The 26,821-nt window shown below is 72.3% G+C and carries 33 protein-coding genes and 1 other RNA gene; 19 read left to right on the forward strand and 15 right to left on the reverse strand.

What is annotated here, in order from left to right; all coding sequences use genetic code 11:
• Nucleotides 1–21 precede the first annotated feature (21 nt).
• From CUT44_RS29970 to bla, 3 genes are all read right to left on the reverse strand, one after another.
• The gene (locus CUT44_RS29970; protein ID WP_233221760.1) at nucleotides 22–894 is read right to left on the reverse strand and encodes a hypothetical protein; all 873 of its coding nucleotides are present in this window, start codon (nucleotides 892–894) and stop codon (nucleotides 22–24) included.
• Nucleotides 891–1,739 (reverse strand): MerR family transcriptional regulator, encoded by an 849-nt coding sequence (locus tag CUT44_RS29975; protein WP_100205064.1) that lies wholly within the window; start codon nucleotides 1,737–1,739, stop codon nucleotides 891–893. The genes CUT44_RS29970 and CUT44_RS29975 overlap by 4 nt, the downstream gene beginning before the upstream one ends.
• Nucleotides 1,740–1,834: 95 nt before the next feature.
• On the reverse strand, nucleotides 1,835–2,767 hold the full coding sequence (gene bla / locus CUT44_RS29980; RefSeq protein WP_100205065.1) for a class A beta-lactamase: 933 nt from the start codon (nucleotides 2,765–2,767) through the stop codon (nucleotides 1,835–1,837).
• Between the two features lie 230 nt (nucleotides 2,768–2,997).
• Here bla and rnpB point away from each other — a divergent pair.
• Nucleotides 2,998–3,415, forward strand: an RNA gene (gene rnpB / locus CUT44_RS29985) — RNase P RNA component class A.
• Nucleotides 3,416–3,480: 65 nt separating this feature from the next.
• Here rnpB and CUT44_RS29990 read toward each other — a convergent pair.
• A complete protein-coding gene (locus CUT44_RS29990) occupies nucleotides 3,481–3,846 on the reverse strand; it encodes a YybH family protein (RefSeq protein ID WP_100205066.1) in 366 nt (121 codons plus the stop codon).
• Nucleotides 3,847–3,945: 99 nt separating this feature from the next.
• On the opposite strand from CUT44_RS29990, the gene CUT44_RS29995 reads away from it, so the two are divergent.
• From CUT44_RS29995 to CUT44_RS32900, 4 genes are all read left to right on the forward strand, one after another.
• A complete protein-coding gene (locus tag CUT44_RS29995; RefSeq protein ID WP_100205067.1) occupies nucleotides 3,946–4,836 on the forward strand; it encodes a LysR family transcriptional regulator in 891 nt (296 codons plus the stop codon).
• Nucleotides 4,837–5,026: 190 nt separating this feature from the next.
• Nucleotides 5,027–5,482 carry a hypothetical protein gene (locus tag CUT44_RS30000; protein ID WP_146252326.1) on the forward strand — a complete coding sequence of 152 codons (456 nt, stop codon included), beginning with the start codon at nucleotides 5,027–5,029 and terminating at the stop codon, nucleotides 5,480–5,482.
• A gap of 8 nt (nucleotides 5,483–5,490) precedes the next feature.
• Nucleotides 5,491–7,359 carry an alpha/beta hydrolase gene (locus CUT44_RS30005; RefSeq protein ID WP_100205069.1) on the forward strand — a complete coding sequence of 623 codons (1,869 nt, stop codon included), beginning with the start codon at nucleotides 5,491–5,493 and terminating at the stop codon, nucleotides 7,357–7,359.
• A 91-nt stretch (nucleotides 7,360–7,450) separates the two neighbouring features.
• Nucleotides 7,451–7,912: a hypothetical protein gene (locus CUT44_RS32900; protein ID WP_146252327.1), complete on the forward strand. Its 462-nt coding sequence runs from the start codon at nucleotides 7,451–7,453 to the stop codon at nucleotides 7,910–7,912.
• 78 nt (nucleotides 7,913–7,990) lie between these two features.
• On the opposite strand, the gene CUT44_RS30010 is transcribed toward CUT44_RS32900, so the two are convergent.
• Complete coding sequence (locus tag CUT44_RS30010) at nucleotides 7,991–8,278, reverse strand: hypothetical protein (RefSeq protein WP_332888298.1); 288 nt, start codon at nucleotides 8,276–8,278, stop codon at nucleotides 7,991–7,993.
• A gap of 22 nt (nucleotides 8,279–8,300) precedes the next feature.
• Here CUT44_RS30010 and CUT44_RS30015 point away from each other — a divergent pair, with 22 nt between their 5' ends.
• The 4 genes from CUT44_RS30015 (at nucleotide 8,301) to CUT44_RS33675 (ending at nucleotide 10,756) form a co-directional block, all read left to right on the forward strand.
• Nucleotides 8,301–8,621, forward strand: a complete 321-nt coding sequence (locus CUT44_RS30015; RefSeq protein ID WP_100205071.1) for a hypothetical protein — start codon at nucleotides 8,301–8,303, stop codon at nucleotides 8,619–8,621.
• Between the two features lie 79 nt (nucleotides 8,622–8,700).
• Nucleotides 8,701–9,180 carry a hypothetical protein gene (locus CUT44_RS30020; RefSeq protein ID WP_100205072.1) on the forward strand — a complete coding sequence of 160 codons (480 nt, stop codon included), beginning with the start codon at nucleotides 8,701–8,703 and terminating at the stop codon, nucleotides 9,178–9,180.
• 164 nt (nucleotides 9,181–9,344) lie between these two features.
• Complete coding sequence (locus CUT44_RS30025; protein ID WP_408646811.1) at nucleotides 9,345–9,506, forward strand: hypothetical protein; 162 nt, start codon at nucleotides 9,345–9,347, stop codon at nucleotides 9,504–9,506.
• Between the two features lie 176 nt (nucleotides 9,507–9,682).
• Nucleotides 9,683–10,756 (forward strand): hypothetical protein, encoded by a 1,074-nt coding sequence (locus tag CUT44_RS33675; RefSeq protein WP_199185885.1) that lies wholly within the window; start codon nucleotides 9,683–9,685, stop codon nucleotides 10,754–10,756.
• Here the strand turns inward: CUT44_RS33675 and CUT44_RS30035 are convergent.
• From CUT44_RS30035 to CUT44_RS30055, 5 genes are all read right to left on the reverse strand, one after another.
• A complete protein-coding gene (locus CUT44_RS30035) occupies nucleotides 10,753–11,304 on the reverse strand; it encodes a helix-turn-helix domain-containing protein (RefSeq protein WP_199185886.1) in 552 nt (183 codons plus the stop codon). The genes CUT44_RS33675 and CUT44_RS30035 overlap by 4 nt on opposite strands.
• On the reverse strand, nucleotides 11,301–11,639 hold the full coding sequence (locus tag CUT44_RS30040; protein WP_233221761.1) for a MarR family winged helix-turn-helix transcriptional regulator: 339 nt from the start codon (nucleotides 11,637–11,639) through the stop codon (nucleotides 11,301–11,303). The genes CUT44_RS30035 and CUT44_RS30040 overlap by 4 nt, the downstream gene beginning before the upstream one ends.
• Nucleotides 11,640–11,734: 95 nt before the next feature.
• Nucleotides 11,735–12,115 carry a hypothetical protein gene (locus CUT44_RS30045; RefSeq protein WP_100205074.1) on the reverse strand — a complete coding sequence of 127 codons (381 nt, stop codon included), beginning with the start codon at nucleotides 12,113–12,115 and terminating at the stop codon, nucleotides 11,735–11,737.
• Nucleotides 12,116–12,287: 172 nt separating this feature from the next.
• Nucleotides 12,288–12,821 carry a GNAT family N-acetyltransferase gene (locus CUT44_RS30050; RefSeq protein WP_100205298.1) on the reverse strand — a complete coding sequence of 178 codons (534 nt, stop codon included), beginning with the start codon at nucleotides 12,819–12,821 and terminating at the stop codon, nucleotides 12,288–12,290.
• Nucleotides 12,818–14,092 carry a helix-turn-helix domain-containing protein gene (locus CUT44_RS30055; RefSeq protein ID WP_100205075.1) on the reverse strand — a complete coding sequence of 425 codons (1,275 nt, stop codon included), beginning with the start codon at nucleotides 14,090–14,092 and terminating at the stop codon, nucleotides 12,818–12,820. The genes CUT44_RS30050 and CUT44_RS30055 overlap by 4 nt, the downstream gene beginning before the upstream one ends.
• A gap of 185 nt (nucleotides 14,093–14,277) precedes the next feature.
• Here CUT44_RS30055 and CUT44_RS30060 point away from each other — a divergent pair, with 185 nt between their 5' ends.
• From CUT44_RS30060 to CUT44_RS30070, 3 genes are read left to right on the forward strand one after another with little or no spacing between them, the layout of a single operon-like run.
• Entirely contained in the window at nucleotides 14,278–14,514 is a 237-nt protein-coding gene (locus CUT44_RS30060; RefSeq protein WP_100205076.1) for a hypothetical protein, read from the forward strand.
• Nucleotides 14,511–14,831, forward strand: a complete 321-nt coding sequence (locus tag CUT44_RS30065) for a hypothetical protein (RefSeq protein WP_199185887.1) — start codon at nucleotides 14,511–14,513, stop codon at nucleotides 14,829–14,831. Before CUT44_RS30060 ends, CUT44_RS30065 begins: the two co-directional genes overlap by 4 nt.
• Nucleotides 14,813–15,610 carry a DUF5753 domain-containing protein gene (locus CUT44_RS30070; protein ID WP_100205077.1) on the forward strand — a complete coding sequence of 266 codons (798 nt, stop codon included), beginning with the start codon at nucleotides 14,813–14,815 and terminating at the stop codon, nucleotides 15,608–15,610. The genes CUT44_RS30065 and CUT44_RS30070 overlap by 19 nt, the downstream gene beginning before the upstream one ends.
• A gap of 317 nt (nucleotides 15,611–15,927) precedes the next feature.
• Here CUT44_RS30070 and CUT44_RS30075 read toward each other — a convergent pair whose 3' ends face one another.
• Nucleotides 15,928–16,539 (reverse strand): TetR family transcriptional regulator, encoded by a 612-nt coding sequence (locus tag CUT44_RS30075; RefSeq protein ID WP_100205078.1) that lies wholly within the window; start codon nucleotides 16,537–16,539, stop codon nucleotides 15,928–15,930.
• Between the two features lie 100 nt (nucleotides 16,540–16,639).
• Between CUT44_RS30075 and CUT44_RS30080 the strand changes: the two genes are divergently transcribed.
• Nucleotides 16,640–17,476, forward strand: a complete 837-nt coding sequence (locus tag CUT44_RS30080; protein WP_100205079.1) for an SDR family NAD(P)-dependent oxidoreductase — start codon at nucleotides 16,640–16,642, stop codon at nucleotides 17,474–17,476.
• Nucleotides 17,477–17,537: 61 nt separating this feature from the next.
• Here CUT44_RS30080 and CUT44_RS30085 read toward each other — a convergent pair whose 3' ends face one another.
• Nucleotides 17,538–18,029: a hypothetical protein gene (locus tag CUT44_RS30085; RefSeq protein WP_100205080.1), complete on the reverse strand. Its 492-nt coding sequence runs from the start codon at nucleotides 18,027–18,029 to the stop codon at nucleotides 17,538–17,540.
• Nucleotides 18,030–18,371: 342 nt separating this feature from the next.
• On the opposite strand from CUT44_RS30085, the gene CUT44_RS30090 reads away from it, so the two are divergent.
• Nucleotides 18,372–19,100: a peptidoglycan-binding domain-containing protein gene (locus CUT44_RS30090; RefSeq protein WP_233221762.1), complete on the forward strand. Its 729-nt coding sequence runs from the start codon at nucleotides 18,372–18,374 to the stop codon at nucleotides 19,098–19,100.
• A 65-nt stretch (nucleotides 19,101–19,165) separates the two neighbouring features.
• Nucleotides 19,166–19,504 carry a MazG-like family protein gene (locus CUT44_RS30095; RefSeq protein ID WP_100205081.1) on the forward strand — a complete coding sequence of 113 codons (339 nt, stop codon included), beginning with the start codon at nucleotides 19,166–19,168 and terminating at the stop codon, nucleotides 19,502–19,504.
• Nucleotides 19,505–19,537: 33 nt separating this feature from the next.
• Here the strand turns inward: CUT44_RS30095 and CUT44_RS30100 are convergent, their stop codons facing one another.
• Complete coding sequence (locus tag CUT44_RS30100; RefSeq protein ID WP_100205082.1) at nucleotides 19,538–20,503, reverse strand: alpha/beta fold hydrolase; 966 nt, start codon at nucleotides 20,501–20,503, stop codon at nucleotides 19,538–19,540.
• A 168-nt stretch (nucleotides 20,504–20,671) separates the two neighbouring features.
• Here CUT44_RS30100 and CUT44_RS30105 point away from each other — a divergent pair, with 168 nt between their 5' ends.
• From CUT44_RS30105 to CUT44_RS30115, 3 genes are all read left to right on the forward strand, one after another.
• Nucleotides 20,672–21,262, forward strand: coding sequence for a Uma2 family endonuclease (locus tag CUT44_RS30105; RefSeq protein ID WP_233221763.1), 591 nt, complete (start codon nucleotides 20,672–20,674; stop codon nucleotides 21,260–21,262).
• Between the two features lie 137 nt (nucleotides 21,263–21,399).
• Nucleotides 21,400–21,831, forward strand: a complete 432-nt coding sequence (locus CUT44_RS30110; protein ID WP_100205083.1) for a cupin domain-containing protein — start codon at nucleotides 21,400–21,402, stop codon at nucleotides 21,829–21,831.
• 105 nt (nucleotides 21,832–21,936) lie between these two features.
• Entirely contained in the window at nucleotides 21,937–22,665 is a 729-nt protein-coding gene (locus tag CUT44_RS30115; RefSeq protein ID WP_100205084.1) for an HAD family hydrolase, read from the forward strand.
• 19 nt (nucleotides 22,666–22,684) lie between these two features.
• On the opposite strand, the gene CUT44_RS30120 is transcribed toward CUT44_RS30115, so the two are convergent.
• Together CUT44_RS30120 and CUT44_RS30125 are read right to left on the reverse strand one after the other, a co-directional pair.
• On the reverse strand, nucleotides 22,685–23,920 hold the full coding sequence (locus CUT44_RS30120; RefSeq protein ID WP_100205085.1) for a lactate 2-monooxygenase: 1,236 nt from the start codon (nucleotides 23,918–23,920) through the stop codon (nucleotides 22,685–22,687).
• Between the two features lie 55 nt (nucleotides 23,921–23,975).
• Nucleotides 23,976–24,932 carry a PhzF family phenazine biosynthesis protein gene (locus CUT44_RS30125; protein WP_100205086.1) on the reverse strand — a complete coding sequence of 319 codons (957 nt, stop codon included), beginning with the start codon at nucleotides 24,930–24,932 and terminating at the stop codon, nucleotides 23,976–23,978.
• Nucleotides 24,933–25,105: 173 nt separating this feature from the next.
• Here CUT44_RS30125 and CUT44_RS30130 point away from each other — a divergent pair, with 173 nt between their 5' ends.
• Nucleotides 25,106–26,746, forward strand: coding sequence for an alkaline phosphatase D family protein (locus tag CUT44_RS30130; protein WP_100205087.1), 1,641 nt, complete (start codon nucleotides 25,106–25,108; stop codon nucleotides 26,744–26,746).
• The last annotated feature ends 75 nt before the right edge of the window (nucleotides 26,747–26,821 follow it).

Genomic DNA, 26,821 nt, shown 5'->3' on the forward strand with positions numbered 1-26,821 from the left:
TACCCAGCCCGCTCAGCCCGCTCAGCCCGCGGGCGCGCCCCGGGCCCCGGCCGCCCGCCGCAGCGCGGCGACCGCGGCCGACGGGTCGTCCGCGCAGAACCGCAGCACCCGCGCCCGCTCCCGCCCGCCCAGCGGCCGTACGACCGGCACCGGACCGGTCAGCTCCACGGTCACCGTGGTCCGCCCGCCGACGGCCAGGTCCAGCACACCGTCCCCGGAGACGGCGAGCAGCCGGCCCTCCTGCGGGAAGCGGTGCTCCACCCGGGCGGCGGCCACCCGCCCCGCCGGGACACGGACGTCGACCAGCGCCCCGTACCGCACCCGCAGCGAACCGTCCGCGCCCACCACATGCGGGCGCACCACGCAGGCGGCGTGCAGGCCCAGCACCAGCAGCACTCCCCACACGTCCAGCACCAGCACCACCGCGTGCACCACCGGCCAGGGGATCAGCACCGCCAGCGCCACCGTCTCCACCACGGACACGAACAGCAGCCCGTACATCAGCGGCGCCTGCCCGGCCGCGTACGGCACGGTCGTCCCGCCCGCACCGGTCCCGTGCGGACGCCGTACCGCCCAGCGGACCAGGCTCGCCGCCAGCCGCAGCTCGTGCACGGCCAGCCGCCGCACCGGCTCCGGCACGTGCTCCCGGACGGCCGCGCGCACCGCCGCCCGGCCGTCCGCGCCCCGGTGGCGCGCCCGCCGCCAGGCGCGTGCCAGTACGACCGCCTCCGCCGCCAGTACGCACCCCACCGCGGCCTCCGCCGCCACCAGCAGCGGCCCCGGCACCCGCACCCCGGCCACCAGGCAGACCACCAGCGTCAGTTCGGCCGGCACCACCACCGCCACGGCCCACCGGGCCCGCAGTGCTCGCCGCTTCCGCCCCGCCCGGTTCACCGGGCACGCTCCGCCAGCAGCCGGATCGCCTGCCGTACCGCCGCCGCCTGCGCCGGGGCGAGGTCGGCGAACAGCGCCTCGGCGAAACCGGCGGCCGCCCCCTCCCCGCCGGAGGAACCGGGCGCCCCGGAGGCACCGGAGAACTCCGGGGGGATGCCCCCGATCGCCGCCAGCACCTCGTCCGGCAGGCTGTCGGCCACCGCCCGGGCCGCGTCCGCCACCCGCGGGTCGTCCACCTCGGCGTCCGCCAGCTCGTCCAGCAGCGCGTACACCTCGTACGCGCGGGCCGACGCCGCCGGAGCGCCGCCCAGGGAGCCGAGCGCCGCGAACAGCCTGGCGCGCTCCGCGGGCGGCATGGCCGTGTCCAGCAGGGCCAGCAGCTCCCGGTCCCGGGCCGCCATCGCCGGCTCGGGACCGGGCAGCTCCGCACCGGCCCGGGACAGCTCGCCGAAGAGCACCGTCAGCTCGGCCGAGACCGGCCCCTCGGCGGGCAGCTCACCGCGCTCGGCGAGCCGCAGCAACTCCCGCACCCGGCGCCGCCGTTCACGCAGCGCCGCCTCCTGCCGGGCCAGGTCGGCGTCCAGCCCGGCCAGCACCTCGGCCAGCTCGCGCCCGGTGCCGCCGTCCGGGAACCCGCCGTCGGCCAGCACGTCGCGCACCTCGTCCAGACTCAGCCCCAGTTCGGTCAGCCGCCGCACCCGCGCCAGCGCCACGGCGTCGCGCAGCCCGTACTCCCGGTAGCCGTTCGCGCGCCGCGCGGGCTCGGGCAGCAGCCCCAGATGGTGGTAGTGCCGCACGGTGCGGGTGGTGACGCCCGCCAGCGCGGCCAGCTCGCCGATCCTCATGGGGGTGAGTCAACACATTGACGCCACGACAAGGTCAAGCGCGTCCCGCGACCGCCGGACGCGTCACCGGCCGGACCCCGGTGTGCCGGGCGTCCTCAGCCGAGTTCCCGCGCCAGCAGCTCGGCGGTCTTCGCGACCAGCGGGTAGTCCGGCTCCGCGGTCTCCTTCTCCTTGGCGGTGAGCACGGCCAGCACCACCGGTCTTCCGTCCGGGGTCCAGGCCACGCCCACGTCGTTGTTGCTGCCGTGGCGGCCCGCGCCCGTCTTGTCGGCGCTGGTCCAGCCGTCGGGCAGGCCGGCGCCGAAGCTCCGGCCGTTGGTCTCGTTCGTCCGCAGCCAGTCCGTCAGCCGCTCGCGGTCCGGCTCGTCGAGCGCCCCGCCGGTGATCAGCCGCCGGTAGGTCTGGGCGACGGCGCGCGGACTGGTGGTGTCCGTCACGCGGCCGGGCTCGGCGGAGTTCAGCTCGGTCTCCCACCGGTCCAGCCGGGTGACCTGGTCGCCGATCGAGCGGCAGAAGCGGGTGACGGCCCGCGGGCCGCCGAGCTCGCGCAGCAGGAGGTTCCCGGCGGTGTTGTCGCTGCGGCACACGGTGGCCTCGCACAGCTCGGCGACGGTCATGCCGTTCGCCAGGTTCCCGGGCCGGCCGGTGTCGGGGGAGTGGGCCACCAGGTCCGCCTCGGTGTACCGGACGCGCCGGCCGAGGAACGCCTCGTCGCGGTCGCGCAGCACGGCCGCGACGGCGAGCGGCTTCCACACCGAGCAGATCGCGAAGCGCTCGTCCGCGCGGTGCAGCACGGCGGCGCCGGTGGCCGGGTTGAGCGCGAAGACGCCCAGCCGGGCGGAGTGCGCGCGCTCCAGCGCACGCAGCCGCCCGGCGACGGACCTCTCCGGGGGCCGCGGGGCGCGCGACGGCGAGGCGGACGGACGCTCGGTCTCGTTCCCCTTCGCGGGCGCGCAGGCGGCCAGCACCGCCGCCGCGCCGAAGGTGAACACGGCACGGCGGGTCGGACGGACCGGTCGGGAATCCACGATCTCTTCCTCTTCCTCCGAGGGCTGACGGGAAGCTGCCGGGACCCGCCTGACCGTTCGGACAGTGGGTACCACCGAGTAGGACAGCACATCCTGGCGTCAGGTTCACTCTGCATTCATCAGAGTCGCCGTCATTTTCCCGCCCCGTGCACGCCCCGTCCCGCCGCGGACGGCACCCGGCGGAGGAACCGGCCCCCGCCCTGGTCGACTACCATGGCCGGCACGGCAGACGAGTCGTGCGGGCGGTCGCGGCGGAGTCCCTCCGGGGAGTCCGCCGAGGAACGTCCGGGCTCCACAGGGCAGGGTGGTGGGTAACGCCCACCCGGGGTGACCCGCGGGAAAGTGCCACAGAAAACAGACCGCCGGGGGCCTCACCGCCCCCGGTAAGGGTGAAACGGTGGTGTAAGAGACCACCAGCGCCCAGGGTGACCTGGGCGGCTCGGTAAACCCCACCCGGAGCAAGGTCAAGAGGGGCCGCCGTCCCGGACGGGACGACGGCCCTGCGCGGACGTTCGAGGGCGGCCCGCCCGAGTCCGCGGGTAGACCGCACGAGGCCGGTGGCGACACCGGTCCCAGATGGATGGCCGCCTCCCGGCGGGCCGCGAGGCCCACCGGAGACAGAACCCGGCGTACAGCACGGCTCGTCTGCCGCCGCCCGTTCCGTACCCGCTCCATCCTGGCCGGAACGGCGGCGCCGGCGGGCCCGGCAGGAGTCAGCGGGCGGGCGGGGCGAACTCGGGACGGTCCAGCAGACGCAGCCAGCTCCCGTCGGGCTGGCGGCGGACGACCTGCGCCCGGGCGCCCGCTCCGTCCTTCGGAGGGGTCGAGGTCAGGGCGATGTCCCCGCTGACCAGCGTCGGCAGCGACGGCTCCGGCTCGAAACGGGGGCGGTCGGCCAGCACCTTCTCCCACAGCGCGCGGATCGCCTCCCGGCCCACCGTCCGCCCGCCGGGCGGATAGGCCAGCACCGCGTCCTCCTCGTAGAGGGCGGCCACCCCGGCCGCGTCACCGGCGTTGGACCGCTCGACGAACAAGCGGGTGATGTCCTCGGGCCGCATGGCCTTCTCGTACTCCGGCACGGCTTCCTCCTGACGTCGGGCTTTCGGTGCTTTCCAGCGTGATCACCTCCGAGTAAGAAGTCCAACGGATGTTTCTGCTGGTAACTAGAATTACTGGTCATGGAGTTGAGGCAGCTGGGGTACTTCGTCGCGGTCGCCGAGGAGCGGAACTTCACGCGGGCGGCCGAGCGGGTGCACATCAGCCAGTCCGGCGTCAGCGCCCAGATCCGCCGACTGGAACGGGAGCTCGGGGCCGAGCTGTTCGACCGGTCGGCCCGCACCGTCACCCTCACCGCCGCGGGAGAGGCCGCGCTCGGCCACGCCCGTGCCGCGCTCGCCGCCGCCGAGGCGGTCGGCCGGGCGGTGGACGAGGTGGTCGGCCTGGTCCGGGGACGGCTCACCGTCGGGATGGTCGCCGGCTGTACGCTCACGCCGCTGTTCGACGCCCTCGCCGCGTTCCACCGGGCGCACCCCGGCGTGGAGCTCTCACTCCTGGAGGACAACTCCGACCGGCTCGTCGCGCAGGTGCGCGACGGCGCTCTCGACCTGGCCCTCGTCGGGGCCGCGGACGCCGCCCCCGACGGGCTGGAGGCGCTGACCGTCGTCAGCGAGCGGCTCGTCGCGGCGGTCCCGGCCGGGCATCCCCTGGCGGAACGGCGCCGCGTCACCCTGCGCGATCTGGTCACCCACCCGATCGTGTGCATGCCGCCCGGCACCGGCCTGCGCACGGTGCTCGACCAGGCATGCGCCGCACAGCACCTCCGGCCCGCCATCGCCTTGGAGGCCGGTGCCGCGGACGCCATGGCCGATTTGGCCGCCCGTGGGCTCGGCGTCGCCGTCCTGAGCGATTCGATGGCCGCGCACTACCGCGACCGGCTCACCGCCCGCATCATCGACGACGTCGAGACGCACGCCCTGCTCGCCCTGGTCTGGCGGAGCACGCGAAGCCCCGCGACGCGTGAACTGCTCGCGCACTGCCGACGGACGTTCGCCGGGGCCGGCCCTGCCTGACGGGAGCACTCGTAGCCCAGCGGGCCAGACCGTGAACGGCCCCCGCTTCCCCGGGCAGAGTGGCCCGTATCCGGCAGAAGAACGGCCACGCGTCCGGTCAACGTAGGTAGATGCACTCAGGCACCCTCTGTAACCGTGTTGCTACTGTCGCAGCCGTGTTGGACGGCGAGACATGACGGAGGGACGGACCGTGAGGTTCGCGGACGAGTGGACGACCACCGGCACGGACGCGGCCGCCGGTATGCGTCTGAACGGGTGGCAGGGCGGACACGGCACGTCCAAGGCCGGTGCCCTGCCGGATCTGGACATCAACACGACGGAACTGCGGGGCCTGTCGGGAAAGGCGGGAACGCTGCACGGCCGTATGACCACCGCCCTGACGAACCTCGGGCAGGCGCACTCCGGGCTGACCGCCGCGACGGAAGGCTTCGCCTGCACGGCGGCACTGGGGAAGGTGCGCGGTAGTTGGGAAGGCCGCCTGCGGGACGTACGCGACGAGTGCGAGCGACTGAAGACGGCTTTCACCGGTGCCGCGGACGCCCACGACGGCAACGAGGACGACACGAAGAAGGAGATGTCCTCGCTCTCGTCGAAGCGCCCCTGGCACGAGGACCGCCCCAAGTCCCCCATCGAGAACTTCTCGTAGGGGCGGGGATGAAGACGGTCGGTCAGCTACAGGACCTGAGGCGGACGCAGTACGAGAAGGCGGCCGACGGCTGGAAGAAGGTCAGTGACCAGGCTCAGGCCGACATGGACTGGGTGGACCAGCAGATGCTCGCCAGGATCCGGGCCCAGAAGGGCGACACCAAGGACGCGGCCTTCAAGGCCCTGGAACGCCTCAGCCGGAACTACCAGTACGTCCAGGTGGAATGCGGCCTGATCCAGACGGCTCTCAACGGTCTGTCGGACGATCTCGAGGAGCCGCAGCGGAGACTGAGACGGGCACTGGGCGATGCCGAGGAGAACGGGCTGACCGTCGGCGACGACGGCGCGGTCACCTACCCGGCCGCCAAGGGACCGGACGGTGCGGAACTGCCGGGCGGTACGGTCCGCAAGCAGGCGCACGAGCCGTTCATGGAAGCCAACCGCCCGAGCCCGTACGCACCGGCCGCGCCGAACGCCGGACGGCTCGAAATCGGGGCGAACCCGAAGAAGCACCTGGCGGAACAGCTCAGCATCACCATCATCGGTGCGCTGAACGATGCCCAGCGGATCGACGAGCAGTACACGAAGACGTTGTCCAGGCTCACTGCCGAACGCGGCCTGAAAGTCGGTGGTGCCCAGTGGTCGGACGCCCGGTCCGACCGTGCGGCGGTCGACAAGGTCGCGGGCGACAACTACGAGAAGGGCGACATCCCGCAAGGGCGTTCCCCGGAGGAGAACGCCAAGTGGTGGAAGGGGCTCTCCGCAGACGAGCGGGACGCGTACGTCTCCATGTACCCGGCCGGTGTCGGCGCCCTGGACGGTCTGCCGGCGGAGGTCCGCGACAGTGCCAACCGCGTGGTGCTCCAGGAGGAGAAGGCCCGCACGGCGGACGTACTCGCCAAGCACATGAGCCAGGAGCCCAGCCGGTACCACCTCGCTCCGAAGGGGAAGGACGGCCTGACCGCCGAGAAGACGGAGACACCGGAGTGGCGGAAGTGGAACGAGGAGAGGGCGCGGCTGGAGGAGCTCGGCAAGGGCGTGGACGCCATCGAGGAGCGTTTCCGCCAGACAGGTGTGGACGGTCTCCCCGAGGCGTATCTCCTCGGCTTCGACACCAGGGACCTGGGGCATGCCGTCACCGCCAACGGAAACCCCGACACCGCCGACCACACAGCCGTCTTCGTCCCGGGTACCACATCTCGCCTGGGTACGGTGGAAGGCGACATCAACCGGATGAGCGACCTGTGGCGGGACAGCAGCAGGGAGGCTCCGGGGCAGAGTGTCTCGACCATTACCTGGGTGGGGTACGACGCCCCGCAGACCGCGATTCCCGTCGCGGACGGAGACGTCGTTCCCGAGGCGGCTTCCGTCTCGTACGCCAAGGACGGATCACCGAAACTCACCTCCTTCATGGAGGGGTTGCAGGTGGCCCAGGGAGGGCCGAACGCCAGCCACACCACGGTGATCGGGCACAGCTACGGCACCACGGTCGTGGGAGACGCCTCCTACGGCAAGGAGTTGGCTACCGATGACATCATCGCCATCGCCAGTCCGGGCATGCTCGCCCCGCATGCCAGTGACCTCACCACCGGAACAGAACACACCTGGTCCATGGCGGCCCCGTTCCCGGACGACCCTGTCCCCTTCGGCGGCAAGGTCGCGGGACTGGGCGGAATCGGTTTCGGCGTGTCGACATGGAACGGAATTCCGTACGACGTCGGCTGGACTCGGCATGTCCCCTCGGACGAATCCTTCGGGGCAAAACGCCTGGCAACCGACTCAAAGGACCACAGTGGCTACTGGGACCAAGATTCAGTCAGCATGAAGAACCAGGCATACATCACTGTGGGGAAGTATGGGAAGGTCCAGAGTGAATAACCGGATTCCGAGTGCGGGTAAATCTCTCATCTTGGTTCTTTTCTTGATCGCTTTGACGGGATGCTATGGCGAAGTGAGGGATTCTGAAAAGATGGACGATCTCGGCTATGTTCCCACTGTTGTCGGTGTTCAAGAGGCACGTGATCGTACGGGTGAGTTGTCCAGTCAGGTTCTGGATGCCATAGGGGTCAAGGGTAAGATTACAGAGCCAGGTCCCGGTGTTTCAGTATGTCCGGCAGATCCGAAGAAGGAGAAGCTCTACAGGGTTCGTCATCCATGGGCCTTGTATGGAATTCCTGATTCCTCCCTGGAGAAGGGGATGGCTAACCTCAGGGAAAAACTTCCGAAAAATGGATGGAAGATCATCGCTGACAGGGAGGCGGAATCCGAGGATCGAGATCCTGTGATTCATGCTGAACACGAGGAGATGCGGTACGCGCTGGATGTTGTCTGGGAGAGGGAGACCGCGGAGCATGATCCCCAGATCAGTGTGACTCTTCTTTCCGCATGCTTTGAAACCCCTGAGGGGGAGAGTCCGCAGGGGGAGTTCTGACAACGGACCTCGGTCCGGCGGCTGCCCAGCGAACCGGCGAGCTGCCAGTGGTCCAAAGGCTGAGCCGGGGCGGGGATGTCAGTCCGGCAGCGGCAGTTCGGCGAGCATCACGGCGAAGAGCGGGGAGTCGGCGAAGGGCTGCTGCTCGCCGACCTCCCGATAGCTCCAGGACTTGTGCAGGGCCTGCACCTTGGGGTGGGTGACATCCACGCAGAGGGCGGTCAGGTCCTCGTCGCGGTCCGCGAGCAGCGAGTGGTGCAGCAGCCGGGAGGCGCCCGTCTTGCGCCAGCGCGGACGCACCATCAGCTCCGAGAGGGCGAAGGTGCGGCTTGCCTCGGGCGGCGGATTCAGGAACTCGCGTGACATCGTCGCCATTGCCGGTCCGGGCATGCCCGCGCCGCATGCCGGTGACCTCACCACCGGTACAGAACACACCTGGTCCATGGCGGCCCCGTTCCCGGACGACCCTGTCCCCTTCGGCGGCAAGGTCGCGGGGCTGGGCGGACTCGGTTTCGGCGTGTCGACATGGAACGGAGTCCCGTACGACGTCGGCTGGACTCAGCATGTCCCCTCGGACGAATCCTTCGGGGCGAATATTGTCGCAACGGACTCAGTTGACCACAGCGGCTACTGGGAAGATGGCTCGGTGAGCACGGTGAACCAGGCGTTGATCGTGACGGGCAACTATGGCGAGGTCAGCCGTGAGTAGGGAAATGAGTACCGCCCGAAGCGGGCGGATATTTCCGAGAGCTTCGGCTCTCCTGGTTGTTTTCTTGACAGGATGTTCCATGGGTGCGGAGAACCGAAGTGAAAAGCAAGAGCTCGACTATGAGCCCCACGTCATCAGTGTGCAGGACGCCCGTTCCCAGGCGGAAAACATTTCGAGTCGCATCCTCGACATGATGAGGATTGAGGCAAGAGTCACGGAGCCAGGACCCGGGGACTCCATCTGTTCGGTCGACCCCAATAAGGAACGCATGTATATCGTGCGTCACCCATGGGCTGTCTACGATGTGCCGAACAGTACTCTTGAGGCGGCAATGGAAAACCTGCGCTCCGGACTTCCCGAGGATGGCTGGTCCATTGTCAAGGACGGCAGGGCGAACTCCGAGGATCGCCAGCCGGTCATCCACGCGGAGAATGATGAACTTCAGTACACCCTGATGATCTCCTGGGCGCAGGACAGGGGAAAGCCCCAGATCAGTGTCACACTGGCCTCTGCGTGCATCAAGACCCCTGAGGGGGAGAGTTCGCAGGGGGAGTTCTGAGCTGGTTTTTAACGCCGGTGGGCTTGGTCTTCCTTGATTGATTCGGCGCGCTTGGCGGTCTTGTCGATGTCGTGGTGCCTGGTGCGCTGCTTACGCATGGTCCAATCAGAGGCCGCAGTGGGCGAGTCGGGGGTGCGTCCGGTACCACCGGTGCCGCGGACGCCATGGCCGGTCCGGCCGCCCGTGGGCTCGGCGTCGCCGTCCTGAGCGAATCGATGGCCGCGCACTACCGCGACCGGCTCACCGCCCGCATCGTCGACGGCGTCCGGACGCGCGCCCTGCTCGCCCACTGCCGGCGGGCGTTCGACGGGCCCGGTCCCGTATGACGGAAGGCACCGTCGCTGGGACCCGGCGGCAGCCGGGGGCAGGCGGATGCGGTGGTGCGGCCTGCGGGAACGCCGAGCAGGGCGGACAAGTAGGCTTTCCTGCGTCTCGCCGTCAGCGAGTGGTACGTCCTGGGGCCCGGTGGGCTCTGCTGGACCGCATACACACGGGGGTCGTTGTGAGTCAGGTGCTCTATGGCGAGCGGTCGTGGAACCCGCTGGCGCGGACCGTGGAGTTGACCGAGACCGGCCTGCGCCGGGGCGGCAGGACTACGCCGCTGGGCGAGCTGAACCTCGCAGCCATGGCCGAGGCGTTCCAGCGCGGCTGCTGGCTCGGGGGCGGTGGAGCGGAACGCCCGCTGGAGCGGCTGGCGGACGGGGCCGGCGTCGTCCCGGTGACACGCGTCACCGGGACCGCCACGCCGGTGAAGGCACGCCAGGCCGCCGAGTTCGCCCACCGTCTGGGCGAGTTGGCAGTACGGCAGTGCGGCGGTCCTGACCAGGTGGCCGCCCTGGCGGCACAGGCCCGCGCCGAGGGTGTACCGCTGTGGATGGCGCGGCGGAACGCGCCGGGACCCGCCAGGCCGGTCACCGTCGCCGTGGACCGGCGTCTGGTGCGCGTGGACGTGTGGGGGCCGCACGCTCCCGTCGTACGGATCCGGGCGCCGCGCGGCTTTCACCACGACTCCCCGGACCCGTCCAAGGGTCTGCTTCTGACCGTCGGCGATGTCCCGGCGCAGCTCGCACTCAGGAAGAGACTGCGCAAGTCCAGGAGTTCGGTGGAGGTGCGGCTGCCCGGGCAGCACTGGGTGCTGCGGCGGGAGAACGCGGTGAGTTCGTGGCTGCTGCGCGACGAACGGCGTGTCGCCCTCCTGACGAGGCCCCCGCGCCGGCCGGCGGTCGAGCCGGGCACGGTCCTGGTGCCGCTGGCCTCCGTGCGGTACGAGAGCCCGGACCCGCTGGACGCCGTCATGGCGCATGCTTTCGCCGTCGCCTTCGGTCTCGGGGACACCACGGGCCTGGCGCGGTTCCGGGCGCGGCGGCGCCCGCAACGTGAGGGGGAGCCGGTCGCCGTCGACGACGACTGGGGCCGTCCCTGGTTCAGCAACCTGGGCAGAGAAGGCGAGGACAACGAGCCCGGCGGTGGCGACGGCTGGGGTACGGACGGCGGTGACGGCGGCGACTCCGGCGGGAGTGGCGATGGCGGGGGCGGTGGCGGCGACGGCGGGGGCGGCGGTGGTGGCGGCGACTAAGCCGCGTTTTGCGCCAGCTGACTTTGCTGACCGACGGTCTTGGCCTGGTCGCCGACGCAGCCATGGACGCGCCGGCCGCCGCCGTCAGGGATCATGCCCACCTTCTTCACGTCCAGGTGCACCATGTGGCCGGGCCGGCGGGCGGTGATCTTCCCGGGCTTGCGGTTGTTGTCTCCACCAGGGTCGATGGACCTGCGCTTGCCCGGGCCGAGTCTGCTCAGGTGCCGGGTGGGGGCACGGCGGAAGACCGCGAACCCGAGGTCGGCGAGCTCATCGGTGATGCGCTGGGCCGACCACTTGTGCTCGTGCCGCCAGGGCTCGATCTCCTCGATGACCCAGGCTGGTGTGGCGTGCGGGCTCCGACGTGGGCTCGATGAGCGGTCGCGCAGTCCAGCCTCGCCGTGACGACGCCACCAGTTGACCCACTTCGACGCACAAGCACGGGAGATACCCATCTCTTCGGCCACGTGCGCGATGGGGCGAGTCTTACAACGCTCGACCAAGCGGTGACGTCCCTCGATGCTCAGCGGGGCATTGGCGTGGCTCATGCGTCCATCGCGTAGGAGCGCTCCATCAGGTCGGTCATCGCCTGCTGGAAGTCGCGGCGCTTCTTGTCGCTCCAGCCTGTGGTCAGCTGAACGAAGATGTCCTCCTGCCAGCGATGTGCCTGGTCCAGCATGGACCTGCCCGCGGAAGTGAGTGATGCTTCGCGTCTACGACCATCGGCCGCGGACGCCGCCATGACCAAGTAGCCGGCTGCCGCACCGCTCTTGATCAACCGTGAAGCGCCGCTCTGGTCGATCCCGATCTCGTGCGCGATCGCATTCACCGTTGCCGGGGTCCCGCGCAGACTGAGGGCATGGACTGCCTCGCAGACCAGCACGAGTCGCCCCTGCTCGCCACCTGTGTCTGCTGCGACAGGTCGGCGTGTCCAGTACCTGACGAAGTGGAACAGGATCTGTCCCGGGCCTCGGTCTGTCATTCGGTTGCTGCCATCTCGCGGCAGATGTAGGCCAGCTCGAGAGCAGCCTTGAGGTCCGGCAGCCTCAGCGCAGCCGTGACCTTCCCGCCGGAGGCACGGAAGACCGTCGCCACCCGCGCGGGCTCCGTGCTCTCGGGCCAGGTGGCATCTTCCTCGACCACCATCAGACGCTCGCTGACCGGGTGCCACGACCGAGGGATCAGCTTGATCCCCGAACGCTCCACCCAGTCAGCGAACTGCGCAGGCGTGATCGGGCCTGCACCCTTCGGGCCGAGGACGACGACCGGATCACCGACCGCTGTCGCAGACTGCTCCAGGTCACCGGCGTTGACGCTCGCGTGCCACTCGTCAATCGATTCCTCAAGGCTTGATTCCACACCCCGAACTATATGCGATCCGCATACATCTGCTCTCGGGTAGGCGCGACATCAACCCCCTGCCCCGCAACAACCAGGCAGCGGTCCTCGCCGACGGTTCAGCCGGGTGAGTCTTCGTCCTCCGCGACCCCGCGACCCCGCGACCGGGCGGAACGGACGGGAGGGACCTGGGTCAGTCCGGCAGCGGCAGTTCGGCGAGCATCACGGCGAAAAGCGGGGAGTCGGCGAAGGGCTGCTGTTCGCCGACCTTCCGGTAGCCCCAGGACTCGTACAGGGCCTGCACCTTGGGGTGGGTGACGTCCACGCAGAGGACGGCCAGGTCCTCGTCCCGGCCCACGAGCAGCGAGTGGTGCAGCAGCCGGGAGGCGCCCGTCTTGCGCCAGCGCGGACGCACCATCAGCTCCGAGACGGCGAAGGTGCGGCTCGCCTCGGGCGGCGGGTCCAGGAACTCGCGCCACCACTCGCGGCCGGGGGCGGCGGGGGCGCCGTAGGCGAAGCCCACCGGTTCGTCGCCGTCGTAGCCGATGACGCAGTGGAAGCCGGGATGGCCGCCCCAGTGGTCCACGAACCAGGAGAAGCGCTGCACGAACGGGTCGTGCATCTGGTCGGCGTAGGCGTCGGCGTGCACGTCCAGGAGGATCTGCCGGATCTCCGGCAGGTCATCGTGGGTGTGGCGGCGCAGGTCCAGATCGGCGGCGATCGTCATGCGCGAGTCCATTCGGTGCGGTAGCGGTCGGCCCACTCCCGGGCGGTGGCGGAGTCGGGGGCGATGGTGAGCAGGTCGCGGTGGAAGTCACCGAGGCGGGAGCGCATCCTGCCGGGCAGGGGATCGCCCTCCATCAGTTCGAAGGCCGTCTCGGCGGTGGCACACGCCCGCTCGACCTCGTGCTGGTGGAGCTGGGCCATGGCGAGTTGCACCGTGGCCAGGGCCCGGTTGCGGCGGAACCAGGCGGGGGTGGCTGCCAGGTCCTTGTGCGCGGCGGCCTCGGACTTGGCCGGATCGCCGAGGCGGTCATGGACGATCGCGGTGAGCCCGTGCAACTCGCCGGGGCCGTAGAAGACGGTCCAGCTCGGCCGGGGCTCGTCCGGGGACGCCTTGTCGAGGGCCTCCCAGGCGTAGCCGAGGGAGCGCAGGGCGGCCTGCCGGTCGCTCAGATAGGCGTGTCCGATCGCGGTGCGGGCGTGGGCGAGCGAGGCGAGCAGCGGATCGCGGCGGGCGGCGGTGGTGGCCTGCGCGGCCTGTGCGGCGGCCACGGCCTGGGGGTAGTTCCGGCGCTGACGGGCCAGGAACGCGTACGAGTTCCACACCTTCAGTTCCGTGACGGAGTCCTTCGCCAACCGGGCCAGATACAGCCCTCGGTCCAGATACCGCTGGGCGTGTTCCGGATGGTGGGCGTCGATCGCGGACCAACCGGCGGCGGCCGTGTACTCGGCGGCCACACCGAACAGGCGCTGCCGGATGCGCTGGGAGGCCGCCCGTTCCTGCATGCCCAGCGCCTGGCCGGCAGCGGCCAGCGCCCTGCGCTCCAGACTCTCGTGCCCGCCCTTGCGCTGGTCCAGGGCGGTGATCTTGTCCAGCCCTTTGCGGAGCCGGATCACGTCGGAGGTGCCGACGGAGGGCGGCGGGGCGGCGGCGATCAAGGGGACGGCCGCCGCGGTCGTCCCGGTGGTGGCGGTGAGGAAATGACGACGTCGCACGGGGTCCTCCTGCTCCGATGAGGGGGCGGTGCCGTCTCCGCCCGCCGGGGGCGTGAAACCCAACTCCTCGGCGGCACAGCCGAACACCACTTCCAAAGCCTGCCTCTGCCGACGGTGCGGCCAAACCGTCTTTCCGGCCAGCCAGTGGCGCACCGTCCGATCGCTCACGGTTCCTTCGTGGCCCCAGGAGCGCAGCTGGGTGTTCACCGCCTCGGCCAACTCCTCCTGGGTGAAGCCCGCCTCTGCCATGCGGTTCTTGAGGCTCTGATTCCTCTGCACTCGCTCACCGTAGCCAAGTGACCCCGCTCGGTAGAACCGAAAAGGTGAAATTTCCGCTTGGGGATGATCCGTAGGGCTTCGCCTTTTCCTCACTCAGCGTGACGGTCGGCCGTTGACTGAGGCAGGAAGCCGGTCGACGAGAAGTCGTCGGCCTCCCCGTCCCGAACGAGGCGATGACATCGGCGATGCCCATGACCACAGACGAGCCCGCCCTCTCCGACGCGTCCTCCTGGCTGACGATCGGCGCCCGCGCCGTGGACACCGGCACCGGCCGGACCGGAGTCGTCCTGCTCCTCCGCGACGCCGCCGGCAACGTCCACACCGAGGGGATAGAGCGCCCGGTGCGGGCCCTGCTGCGGTGCGAGGGCAGACGCGAGCCGCGCTGGTGGGCCGAGGTCGGTGAGCTGCGGAGCGCGCCGTGACGGGGGCCGGGCGGGAGACCGGGCCCGGGCGGGACATCGGGCTGGGGCACCGGGATCATCCGCTGCTCGGGCGCACGGTGCTGGACGTAGCCACGGGCCGCACCGGCGTCCTGCGGGCGGTCTGCCCCCTGCCGGACGACGGCGCCGCGTACCTGCGCCCGGAAGTCCGGCCGGGGAACGGGCCGCCGGTGGCGTGGCTGGCCCCGGTCGGCGGTGGCCGGGAGTGGACCACCGCGCTCGACGCGGTCCGCGACGAACAGGGGCAGGGACAGGGACAGGGACGGGAACGGGGAAGTGAATGGCAGAGAAGTCGCTGACGGTCTCCGGCGAGGTGCCCGGAGAGGACGTCCTGCGGTGCGTGGGACGGCAGGTCAAGATCCTGCGCCGGCGGGCGCGGCTGGAGCGCCGCGAGCTGGGGGAGCGGATCGGCTACAGCGCCGCGCAGGTGGCGGCGGTGGAGCAGGGGCGGCGGGTGCCGCAGCCGGGATTCCTCACCGGTGCCGACTCCGCACTGGACACCGGCGGCGCGCTGGCGGCGCTCACCGAGCTGGTGGCGCACGTCCGGATCGGCAGCGCGGCCTGCGGGGCGCCGCGGCAGGTGGCCGTCCGGTACGAGTACGCCGCCCTGACCGTCCCCGGGCCGCTGCGCACCCCGGCCTACGCCCGCGCCGTACTGGAGGCGACCCGGCCGTTGCTGGACGAGCGGACGGTCGAGGAACGTCTGGCCGCGCACGCGGCCCGGCCGCTCCCCGCCCAACTCGGCTGTGTGATCGAGGAGTCCGTCCTGCACCGCCCCTGCGGCGGGGCGGACGTACTGTGCGTCCAGCTCGCGCACCTGCTGGCGGCGGGCCGGTCGCGGCAGGTGGAGGTGCAGGTGCTGCCCACCGCACTGGCCGAACACCCGAGCACCGACGGCGCCTTCGCCCTGCTGGAACCGGCCGGCGCCCGCACCACCGTCGCCCGCCTCGGCGGCCGGTACACCACCCGCCGCGCCACCGTCCGCGCCCTGCAGCAGCGTTACGCCGCCCTGCGCGCCCGGGCACTGGACCCCGCCACCTCGCTGAGCCTCATCGAGGACGCGCTCAAGAAGACATGACCCGAGAGCATCTCCCCATGCCCGTCACCACGGCGCTGACGCCCCGGCCCGTGCGGTCGCCGCCTGTCCCGCCCAGGCGTTCCACGGCCCGGACGGACGTGCGGTGCGTCCCCGCGCGCCGGCCGCCGTCACCCGCCGCCACCTGGGCCTGCTCGACCCGCGCGCCGGGGGGAGCGTCCTGGAGGCCGGCGCCGGCTCCGGATGCGGAGCCTCGTGTGCTGCTCCAGGGCGTTCCGGTCCTGACGGCCGCACCGGGCCGGTGTCAGGTCATGCCATGGGGCGTCGCAGGCGGAGCAGGAGCTGCGGGTCCGGTGTGGTCAGGCACGGGGGACGAGTGTCGCCATGGCCCGGTCGACGGCCTCGGCGAAGGAGGTGTTCGCTCCGGAAGCGAGCCAGGAGTGCTGCGCGGCCACGAGGCATCCGAAGGCCGCGGCGGTCAGGGCACGCGGCGTCGGATCATCCGGGGCGTAGGGTGCGCCGGCCGCCTCGGCGCGTACGAGCAGTTCGGTGACCACGGCGTCCTGCATGTGTTGCAGCTTCTGCAGGTAACCGGCGAACAGCGCGGGGGTCTCGAAGACCATCCGGTGGACGGGCTCCATCAGTTCCTCGTGGCCCGGTGCCTTCGAGAGGGCCACCAGGACGCCGAACACCCGGTGGAGTGAGGTCCAGACCGCCTCGTCGGAAGGCCGGGCGCGCAAGGCGTCAAGCATGTCGTCCACGACGAGGTCGAACTTGCCGAGGACGATCTCCTCCTTCGTGGCGAAGTAACGGAAGACGCTGCGCTGGGACATGCCCACGGCCGACGCGATGTCGTCGATGGTCGTGGCTTCGAAGCCGCGCTCGACGAAGAGCGTGTTGGCGGCCTCCGCGATCTCCCTCCGCACCGCCCTGCGGGTGCGCTCCCGGAGCCGGGGTTGTCTGTCGCTCATGGTGCGGCCACACTAGCAGGCGCAGTCGTATGTGACAGTCGCTGACATTCATGGCGTACGCTGACGGTGCCCAGGGAGGACTCGGCAGCGAAGGCAGGACATGAACCAGGGACAGGGCAAAACAATCGTCATCACCGGCGCCAGCGACGGCATCGGCGCCGCGGCGGCACGTCAACTCCACCGGGACGGCCACAGCGTCGTCCTCGTCGGCCGGTCCCCGCACAAGACCCGGGCCGTCGCTCGCGAGATCGGCGCGGATCACTACTGTGCCGATTTCACCCGCCTCGACGAGGTGCGTGCGCTCGCTGCCGAGCTGGACGCCGCCTGTCGCCGGATCGACGTGCTCGCCAACAACGCCGGCGGTGTCTTCGGTGACCGCACCACAACCGTCGACGGCTTCGAGATGACCTTCCAGATCAACCATCTGGCGCCGTTCCTGCTCACGCGGCTGCTGATGGACAAGCTCGCGGCCTCGGGCGCATCGGTCATCCAGACCTCGAGCGTCGGTGCGCGCAGAGCCGGCCCGCTCGACATCGACGACCTGAGCCACGAACGGAACTACAGCCCGGTACGGGCTTACACCGCTGCCAAGCTGGAGAACATCCTCTTCACGAAGGAACTGCACCGCCGCTACCACCACCGAGGCATCTCCGCCGCGGCATTCCATCCCGGCAACGTCGCCACGAGCTTCGGCACCCGGTCCGGGAGTCGGCTGATGAGGTTCATCACCACCAACCCCCTCACCCGGGCCATGCTGATCACCCCCGAGAAGGGGGCGACCCGCCTGGTCTGGCTCGCTTCGAAGCAGCCCGGCGCCGACTGGCAGTCCGGCACCTACTTCGAAAAACGAAAGCCGGCCAAGCGAGTCAATCGACAGGCGCTCGACACCGAAATCGCCCGTCGCCTGTGGGAACGCTCGGAGGAAATGGTGGCTTGACGTGCTCCCCGGACTTCGGGCCAGGGAGCACGTCAAGGACCGCCAGAGCCCCGCTCGGCCGTCAGATGCCCAGGGAGGCCATTTCGACGGCGGTGCGGTAGGACGCCGCCGCGTTCACCACGCAGATCCGATAACTCCGGTTCTGGGAGACCGCCTGGAAGTACTCCTTGAGCTGCTTGGCGTACTTGAGCAGGTAGCTCACCCCCGGGATGAACCCCGGGGGCCGGGGGACCAGGGCGAACGCCTCGGAGCACCGCAGGATGCTGTCGGTGGCCTGCGACAGGACGTCGGCCACGGCGGGGTTCATGTTCCAGCCCGCGGCCAACTGGGGAGTCCAGATCGCGCCCGCGAGCTCGCGGAGCTGCTCCTGCTCCTCCGGTGTCAGGTCGGCGGCCGCCCCGGCCCGGAGCGCGGTGGCCTCCGCGGCGGTCCGGTGGGCGGTGTCCCGGTCCGCGCCGGCGGTGCCGACCGCGCCGGCCGTACCGGTGGCGAGCACGGACCCGGCGGCGACCAGCGCCACCGCGGACAGTAAGCGGGATGTCCTGTTGCGCATCTGTTCCCTCCCTGGTCGGGCGTGCGTCCGGTGTGATCGCGCCGGACGCACGCTGGCATGCCGTGTGGGCCGCGGTCAACGGGCCCGGCCGCCGGGCAGTGCGGGGTGTCCGGTTGCGGACGGGGGCGCCCGGGGACACGCGGTGGCACCCGGGAGCACCGATCCGCCGGACGGCCTCGCCGCCGCGGTGGACGTTCAGGCGCGGCCCGGGTTCGGCACCTGCCCGTCCGGCCCGGCGCGGCACCGCCCCTTCGGCCCCCTCCGTCCCCCGTTGAGCATCCGGGCCGCCGGACGCGTATCCCCTGCCGTGGGGGCAGGGGAAAAGCAGGAGGTGGGTGGGGTATGCCCCGTCCCGAAACGGACTCGCCGTCCGGCGGCCGGATCGTCGAGCCGACCGAGGTGCTGCCCGGGCAGGACCGCGCCTGGATGGAGGAGCTGCGGCTGTTCCGCCGCGAGGACGGGCCGCCGGACGGCGAGCCCGGCGGCCCGGCGGACGACACCCGGCCCCTGAGCACACCGGGTACCGACGGATCCCCGCAGGTCGGCCCGCGCCGCCGGGCCGGACGGGGCCGCCCGGCACGCGGCGGGCGGGGCGCACGGGGCAGAGGGGGCAGACGGGGTGCGGTACGCGTCCGCCGTCCCGCCCGCCTGCCGCGTCCCGCCCTCCTGGCGCTGGCCGTGGCCGCAGCCGGTGCTCTCCTGACCGCCGTGCTGGCGGCCACCGGCGCGCTGACGCCCGCCCCGCCGGACCGGGCCCCCGGCCTGCCCCCCGCACCGTCTTTCGCACCGTCCGTCGCGCCCCCGCAGCCGGAGGGCGCGGCGCCGTCCTTCGCCCCGCAGGATCGGGACCTCGGCGTCCTGCGGCAGGGGGACAGCGGCCCGGCGGTGTCGGAACTCCAGCGGAGGCTGTCGCGGGTCCCGGACGTCTACCCCGGGGGCGCCGTCGACGGCCGCTACGGCGAGGCGCTCGCCCGGGCGGTCGCCCGTTTCCAGGAGTGGTACGGCATCCGCGGCGACGAGGAAGGCGTCTACGGCGACGACACCCGGCGCGACCTGGAGGCACGCACCTGAGGGCGCCACCGGCGGCGCACCGGGTCCGCTAGTCTCCCGTCCTTCCGGCACAGGGAGGACGGGAAATGAACGGCACCGGCAGTACCGACGAGGCATGGGAGGTCGTCGAGCGGCTCACCGCCCGGCTGGAGGCGCACAGCACGCTCCCCGCCGAGCAGCGCCGCATCCTCCAGATCCTCAAGATCACCGAGGAGGCGGGCGAGGTGGCCGAGGCCGTGATCGGCGCCACCGGCCAGAACCCCCGCAAGGGCCACTCCCACACCTGGGACGACGTACGGGCCGAGGTGTGCGATGTGATCGTCACGGCCATGGTGGCGCTCGCCCGGCTCACCCCGGACGCCCGGCAGGTGTTCGCCGGGCATCTGGCGAAGGTCGCCGCCCGCGACCTCCCGCCGGCCGACTGAACGGGAACGGAGGCGGTACGCCCCGCCCCCGGGTCAGCCCCCGCCCGGGGCGCCCCGGCGGCGGGCGGCGCCCCCCGCCTCCACCGCCTGTGCCACCACCTCGTCCACCAGGGCGGCCAGCTCCTCCGGGCGCTCCTCGGGCAGCAGGTGCCCCGCCCCGGGCAGCACCCGGGCGCGTACGCCGAGCAGCCGCCCGGCGGCCGGGACCAGCCGGCGCGGCGGCAGGAAGACGTCGTGCTCGCCGACGGCCACCGCGGCCGGCACCCGGCGGCACCGCGCCACCACCGGGCGCGGCAGCGGGGGAGGGGCGAGAGTGGAGCGGCAGTTCCGGGCCACCAGCGTCATCCACTCGGCCGACTCGGCGGACGGCTCCGCGCCCGGGCCGGACATCACCCGCAGCAGGGCCGCGCTGCGGGCCTCGTCGGGGCGCAGCAGCCAGGGCAGGGTGGCGCCCAGCACCCGGCCCGTGACCCGCAGCCGGACCAGCCCGGCGGGGGAGAGCGCCACCCGTCCCACCATGTGCGGCGAGTCGCAGGCCAGTACGGCGGCCCCGCCGAGCGAGTGCCCCACCATGACGGCCGGCCGCGCCACCACGCCATCCAGCACCTCCGCCAGCCACCGCCCGTACCAGGCCGTACGGTCCCGGCGGGGGCGGCCGGGCGCGCTGAGCCCCGGCTGCCCCGGCAGGTCGGGCACGTACACCGGCCCTCGCGCCGCCAGCGCTTCGATCAGGGGAAGACAGGCGGCGGCACTGAAGTTGGTGCCGGGCACCAGCAGCACCGCGGGCCGGTCCGCCCGGCCCGCCGCCTCACCGGCCTCACCGGCGACGAGGACATGGGCGTCCCCGGCCCCTGTGGGGTGGACCAGGGTCCGGTGCGGTACCGGCCACCGGCCGAGCCGGTCGGCGCACCACTCCCGGACCACCCGGCGGGCGTCGGCGTCCCGGTACACGGAGTCCGCCGCCGGGGACGGCGGGCTCGCGGGGATGTCGGAGCTCATGGATGAAGCATCCCCGACCCCGCCCGCCCCGGCACGGCAGGTCCCCGACGGCGGCCGTCACCCGTCCGCGTGAACGTCACCGAGGCGCGGCACACCCCTCCGGTTCCGCCGTTACCGTGCGCACGGGGCGAACGGCGCCGCTACGGTGGAGGCGAGAGGAGACCAGTGATGACCATGGCCATCGATCGGTCCGCGCAGACGAACGACTCCGTGCAGATGAGTGTCGCGGAGTTCGAGCAGCTCGAAGCCGCCGCCCCGGAGACGGTGAAACTGGAATTCGTGCGTGGAGAGCTGAGGGTCAAGCCGGTGCCGGACGGAGATCACGGAGAGATTGTCATGTGGCTGCTGGAGCGCTGTATGGCGCAGCGGCCCGAGCTGCGTCTGTATCCGGAGCAGGGCCTCGTGGTGGAGGAGTACGGGCGGGGCCGGGCCCGCCCGGACGGGGTGCTGGCTCCGAAGAGGTACTTCGCCGGGCGCGGTGAGTGGTCCGACCCCGACGGTGTCCTGATGGTCGTCGAGGTCACCTCCACCCGGCCCGGCAGGGACCGCGCCGAGAAGCCCGACGGGTACGCGGCGGCCGGTATCCCGGTGTACTTGCTGGTCGACCGGGAGCGGCAGGAGCTCGTCGTCCACTCCCGCCCCGTCCGGGGCCGCTACCGGGACGTCCACTCCACGGCCGGGCTCGGCGAGGAGCTGCACCTGCCCGACCCGGTGGGGATCGTGCTGGAGACCGAGCAGCTCAAGGAGCTGATGGCCTGACGGCCGGCCCGCGAGGGCAACGAAGGCCGCACGGAGGCATGCTGAGGACCCGTCACCATCGGGCAGCAGCCCGGGCCCCGCTGCCCGGACGCGGACCGGAACCGATAATGCCGGTACGCGACCGAAGGAGAGGCGCCATGAACGCCGAGGAGTACCGGGACCACGGGCCACGGCCGTACGTGCTGGACATCGAGCGGGCCACGCTGGCCAACGACACCTTCCGCACCGCGCTGTGGACCGGGAAGCAGATGCAGTTGACGGTGATGAGCATCGACCCGGGCGGCGAGATCGGTCTGGAGGTGCACCCCGACCGCGATCAGTTCCTGCGAGTGGAGGCGGGCCGGGGACGCGTCCTGATGGGCCAGGAGAAGGACCGGCTCGACTTCGACGAGGAGGTCCGCGCCGACTGGGTGGTCCTGGTGCCGGCCGGCTCCTGGCACAACGTGCTCAACACCGGCGACGAGCCGCTGAAGCTCTACTCCCTCTACGCCCCGCCCGAGCATCCGCACGGCACCGTGCACCCTACGAAGGCCGATGCGGACGCCGCCGAGGAGGCGGAGGAGGAGTAACCGGGGGGAGCGGCCGGGCCCGGGGTGGGGTTGCGGCGGCCCGGGTCCGGCGGGGATCGTGCCGTACGGGGGCGGCGCGGGGCCGCCGCGGGGAGAGGGGGACGTATGCCGGTGCGGGGTGTGCTCTTCGACGTGGACGACACCCTCTTCGACTACTCCGGCTCCGACGAGGCCGGGTTCCTTGCCCATCTCACGGCGGAGGGGCTGCTGGAGCGCTTCCCGGAGCCCGCCGCCGCCCTGGCGCTCTGGCGGGAGATCACCAGGGCGGAGTACGCCCGCTACACCTCCGGCGAGATCACCTTCGCCGCACACCGCCACGCGCGGGTCCGCGCCTTTCTCTCCCGCGCCGGGGATCCGGCGGCCGCCGCCCTGCCGGACGAGGCGGCCGCCGCCTGGTTCGCGGCCTACGTCTCCCACCGGGACGCCGCCTGGGCGGCCTTCGCCGACGCCGCGCCCGTCCTGGCGCGGCTCGCGCCCCGCCACCGCCTCGGCGTCGTCTCCAACTCCGCCCGCGCCGCCCAGTGCCGCAAACTGGCGGGCACCGGTCTGCTGGCGTACTTCGAGCGCTTCGGGGACGTGATCGTGTGCTCGGAGGAGCACGGCGAGGCCAAGCCCGCGCCGGGCATCTTCCTGGCGGGCTGCGCGGCCCTGGGCCTGGCGCCGCACGAGGTGGCGTACGTGGGGGACAACCACGCGGTCGACGCGGTGGGCGCCCGGGACGCGGGGCTGCGCGCGTACTGGCTGGACCGCGCCGGCACCGGCCCGGCCGCGCCCGGTGACGGGATCCGGGTGCTGCGCTCCCTGGCGGAACTGCCCGCGGCCCTCGACCGCTGACCCGGGCCCGTCCCGGGCCTCACGCCCGCCGCAGCGACTCCGGCGACAGCTCCGCCGGGGAGCGGTGCCCCGACAGCCCCAGCGTCAGGTCCAGGTCGGCGAGCAGGCCGCTCAGCACGTGCCGTACGCCGTCCTCGCCGCCGTGGGCCAGACCGTACGCGTAGGGGCGGCCGAGCAGCACGGCCTTCGCGCCCAGCGCCAGCGCCTTGAGGACATCCGAGCCCGTCCGCACCCCCGAGTCGAACAGCACCTCGGTCCGGTCGCCGACGGCCGCCGCGATCTCGGGCAGCATCTCCAGCGAGGCCACCGCCCCGTCCACCTGCCGGCCGCCGTGGTTGGAGACCACGATGCCGTCCATGCCGGCCGCCGCCGCCCGCCGGGCGTCGTCCGGGTGCTGGATGCCCTTGAGCACGATCGGCCCGTCCCAGTGGTCGCGCAGGAACGGCAGCCGGTCCCAGGACCGGTCCGTGCCCGTGAACATCGGCACCCAGCGCAGTACGGCGGAGATCAGGTCCTCCTCCGGTGACTTCTCCAGACCGGCGAGGAAGGCCGGGTCGGAGAAGGGGATGGCGGTGCCCACGCCCCGGACGAACGGCAGGTAGGACAGGTCCAGGTCGTGCGGGCGCCAGGCCAGCGTCCAGGTGTCCAGGGTGACGACCAGGGTGGTGAAGCCCGCCGCCTTCGCCCGGTTCAGGATGCTGACGCACACCTCGTCGTCGTTGGGCCAGTAGAGCTGGTACCAGCGCGGGCCGTCGCCGCTCGCCGCCGCCACGTCCTCGATGGTGTGGGAGGAGGCGGTGGACAGCACCGTCGGCACGCCCAGTGCCGCCGCGGCCCGCGCGGTGGCGAGTTCGCCGTCCGGGTGGATGATCGACTGCACCCCGATGGGCGCGAGCAGGACGGGGGCGGGCATGTCGGTGCCCAGCACGGTGGTGCGCAGATCGCGCACGGTGGCGTCGCGCAGCATGCGCGGCACCAGCCGCCAGGCGTCGAACGCGGCCCGGTTGGCGCGGGCCGTGGCGCCGGAGCCGGCCGAACCGGCCACGTACCGGAAGGGGCCCGGCTCCAGCCGCTCGCGGACGGAGTCCTCCAGGGCGGTGAAGTCGGTGGTGAACGGCGGGAGTTGGCCGCCCAGTCCATTGAGGTAGAGCTTGCTCTGGTACGCGCCGAAGTTCTCGCCGGTGAGGCCCGGCGTGCCCGTCGTACCGGCCGTGTCCGCCGTGTCCGCCGCGTCCGGTCCGCTGGTGTCGCTCATCTCGCGTCCGCCTTCCTGCCTGTCACCTGTCCGCCCCCGTCCCGTCCGGGGCGGCTCACCCGATGCGGGCCGCCGTCCCCGAGACCCGCACCCGTACGTCGTCCGGGCGCAGCTCGACCTCCAGCAGCCCGGGGCGTCCCATGTCGTGCCCCTGGTGCAGGGTGAGGGTCACCGGCGCGGTGACCGTGACCAGGCCCAGGGCGCGAAGATACCCTCCGAACGCCGCCGCGGCGGCCCCCGTGGCCGGGTCCTCCACCACCCCGCCGACCGGGAACGGGTCGCGGACGTGGAAGACCGTGCCCGGCTGCCTGCCCGTCTGCCCGCCCGCCCGCGGACCCGGTACCGGCTCCCGCCACACCAGTTGGACGGTGGTCAGGTCCAGCCGCAGCATCAGGGCCTTGAGCCGCTCGAAGTCGTACTCCAGCGCCGCCAGCCGCTGCCGGGTCGCGGCGGCGAGGACCAGGTGCCGGGCGCCCGCGTAGGCGATGCGCGCGGGCAGTGCCGGGTCCAGCTCGTCTGCCCGCCAGTCCAGGGCGGCCAGGGCCTCGGCCAGGTCCGCCGGGGCAGTCTCCGCCACGTACGGTTCGACGCTGGTGAGCGTGGCGCGCAGCGTCCCGTCGGCCCCCGCCGCGACGGTGACGGGGACGGTTCCGGCCGGGGTGGCGAACAGGAGGTCGCCCGGCGCGGTCCGCTCGGCGAGCGCCACCGCGGCCGCCACCGTGGCGTGCCCGCAGAAGGGGACCTCGGCCAGCGGGCTGAAGTAGCGGACGCCGAAGCCCCGGCCGGGCGGGGCGGCCAGGTCCGGGGGCGGCGGCAGCAGGAAGGCGGTCTCGGAGTAGCCCACCCCGGCGGCGACGGCCAGCATCCCAGTCTCGTCCAGCCCGTCGGCGTCCAGGACGACTCCGGCCGGGTTGCCGCCGTCCGGGTCGGTGGAGAAGGCGGTGTAGCGCAGTACGTCCGGGGCCCCGGCCGTACGTCCCGCCGCGGGTCCGGGTACGTCGTTCGTCGTCATGCCCGGCCAACTCCGCGCGGCCGGGCACCTATTCCGCAACCGGCCGGATGTCCCCTGTTCAGGGGGCGTACGGCGGCCGCTCCGCGCGTGGTCGGCGGCCCGCCATCGGAGTGTCGGGTACGCGACGACGTGGCGCCGCCGGGACGCCGCCCCGGGCCGCTGCAATCGACCGCATGACGCACCCGTCCGGCGCCGACGCCGAACTGAGAGCAGCCGCCCGCCATCTGACCCGCCTGGACCGCCGCCGCTTCCTCACCGTCTCCGGGGCCGCCGCCGCCCTGGCCCTGGGCACGAACCTGCCGTCCGCCGCCCACGCCGCCACCGCCCTCGACCCGGACCGTGTCACCGCCGACCCCTTCACCCTGGGCGTCGCCTCCGGCGACCCGCGCCACGACTCGGTGGTGCTGTGGACCCGGCTGGCCCCCGAGCCGTACGCCCCCGACAGCGGGCTGCCCGCCCGCCCGGTCCCCGTCCGCTGGGAACTCGCCCGCGACGAGCGCTTCCGGCACACCGTCGCCCGCGGCACCGTCCTGGCGCACCCGGAGTTCCACCACGCCGTGCACGTGGAGGCCGCCGGCCTGGCCCCGGGCCGCGACTACCACTACCGCTTCCGCGTCGGCCGCTGGACCAGCCCGGCCGGCCGCACCCGCACCGCCCCCGCGCCCGGCGCCCTGCCCCGCGCGCTGCGTTTCGGGCTGCTGTCCTGCCAGGCGTACCACCAGGGCTACTACACGGCCCTGGGGCATCTGGCCCGTGAGGAGGAGATCGACGCCGTCCTCCACCTGGGCGACTACCTCTACGAGTACGCCGTGAACGCCGCCGGCGGCGACCGGAAGTACACCGACCGCACTCTGCCGGACGTCTTCAACCGCGAGACGGTGACGCTGGAGGACTACCGGCTGCGGTACGCCCTGTACAAGACCGACGCCGACCTGGCCGCCGCGCACGCCGCCCACCCGTGGATCGTCACCTGGGACGACCACGAGACGGAGAACAACTACGCCAACGGCGTCCCCGAGAACGGGGTCCCGCCGGAGGAGTTCCTGGTGCGCCGCGCCGCCGCCTACCGCGCGTACTACGAGAACATGCCGCTGCGCCGCCCCCAGCGCCCGCACGGCCCCGACCTGCGGCTGTACCGGCGGCTGCACTACGGGCGGCTGGCGCAGCTCGACGTGCTCGACACCCGGCAGTACCGCGACAACCAGGCGAACGGCGACGGCTGGAAGGTGCCGACGCCCGAGTCCGAGGAGCCCTCGCGCACCATGCTGGGCGCGACCCAGGAGCGCTGGCTGACCGACGGCTGGCGGCGCTCGCGCGCGGTGTGGAACGTGGTGCCGCAGCAGGTCGTCTTCTCCCGCCGCCGCAACCGCGTCGAGGGGCCGTGGCCGCTGTCGATGGACGCCTGGGACGGCTACCCCGGTGCCCGGGAGCGGGTGCTGGCGGGCGCGGAGTCGGCCGGTGTCGACAACCTGGTGTTCCTCACCGGTGACGTCCACGTCCACTACGGCTTCGACATCAAGCGGGACTTCGACGACCCGGACTCCCGTACCGCCGGGGTGGAGATCGTCACCACCTCCGTCTCCAGCGGCCGGGACGGCGCGGAGAAGCCCGCCAACTGGCAGGCGCTGACGACCGCCAACCCGCATCTGCGCTACTACAACGGGCAGCGCGGCTACGTCGTGCTCGGTCTGGACCGGGAGCGGCTGCGGGCGGACTACCGCACCGTGTCCGCGGTGACCACCCCGGGCGCGCCGATCCGGACCGCGGCGTCCTTCGTCTCGGAGGCGGGGCGACCGGGTCTGCTGCCCGCCTGACCGGCTCCGATGTCTGGTTGATCACATCGAAAGCATTTTGGTCGGTTATTGAACAAAAAAGAGTGCGCCGGGGGC

Source organism: Streptomyces carminius (assembly GCF_002794255.1).
Taxonomy (GTDB): domain Bacteria; phylum Actinomycetota; class Actinomycetes; order Streptomycetales; family Streptomycetaceae; genus Streptomyces; species Streptomyces carminius.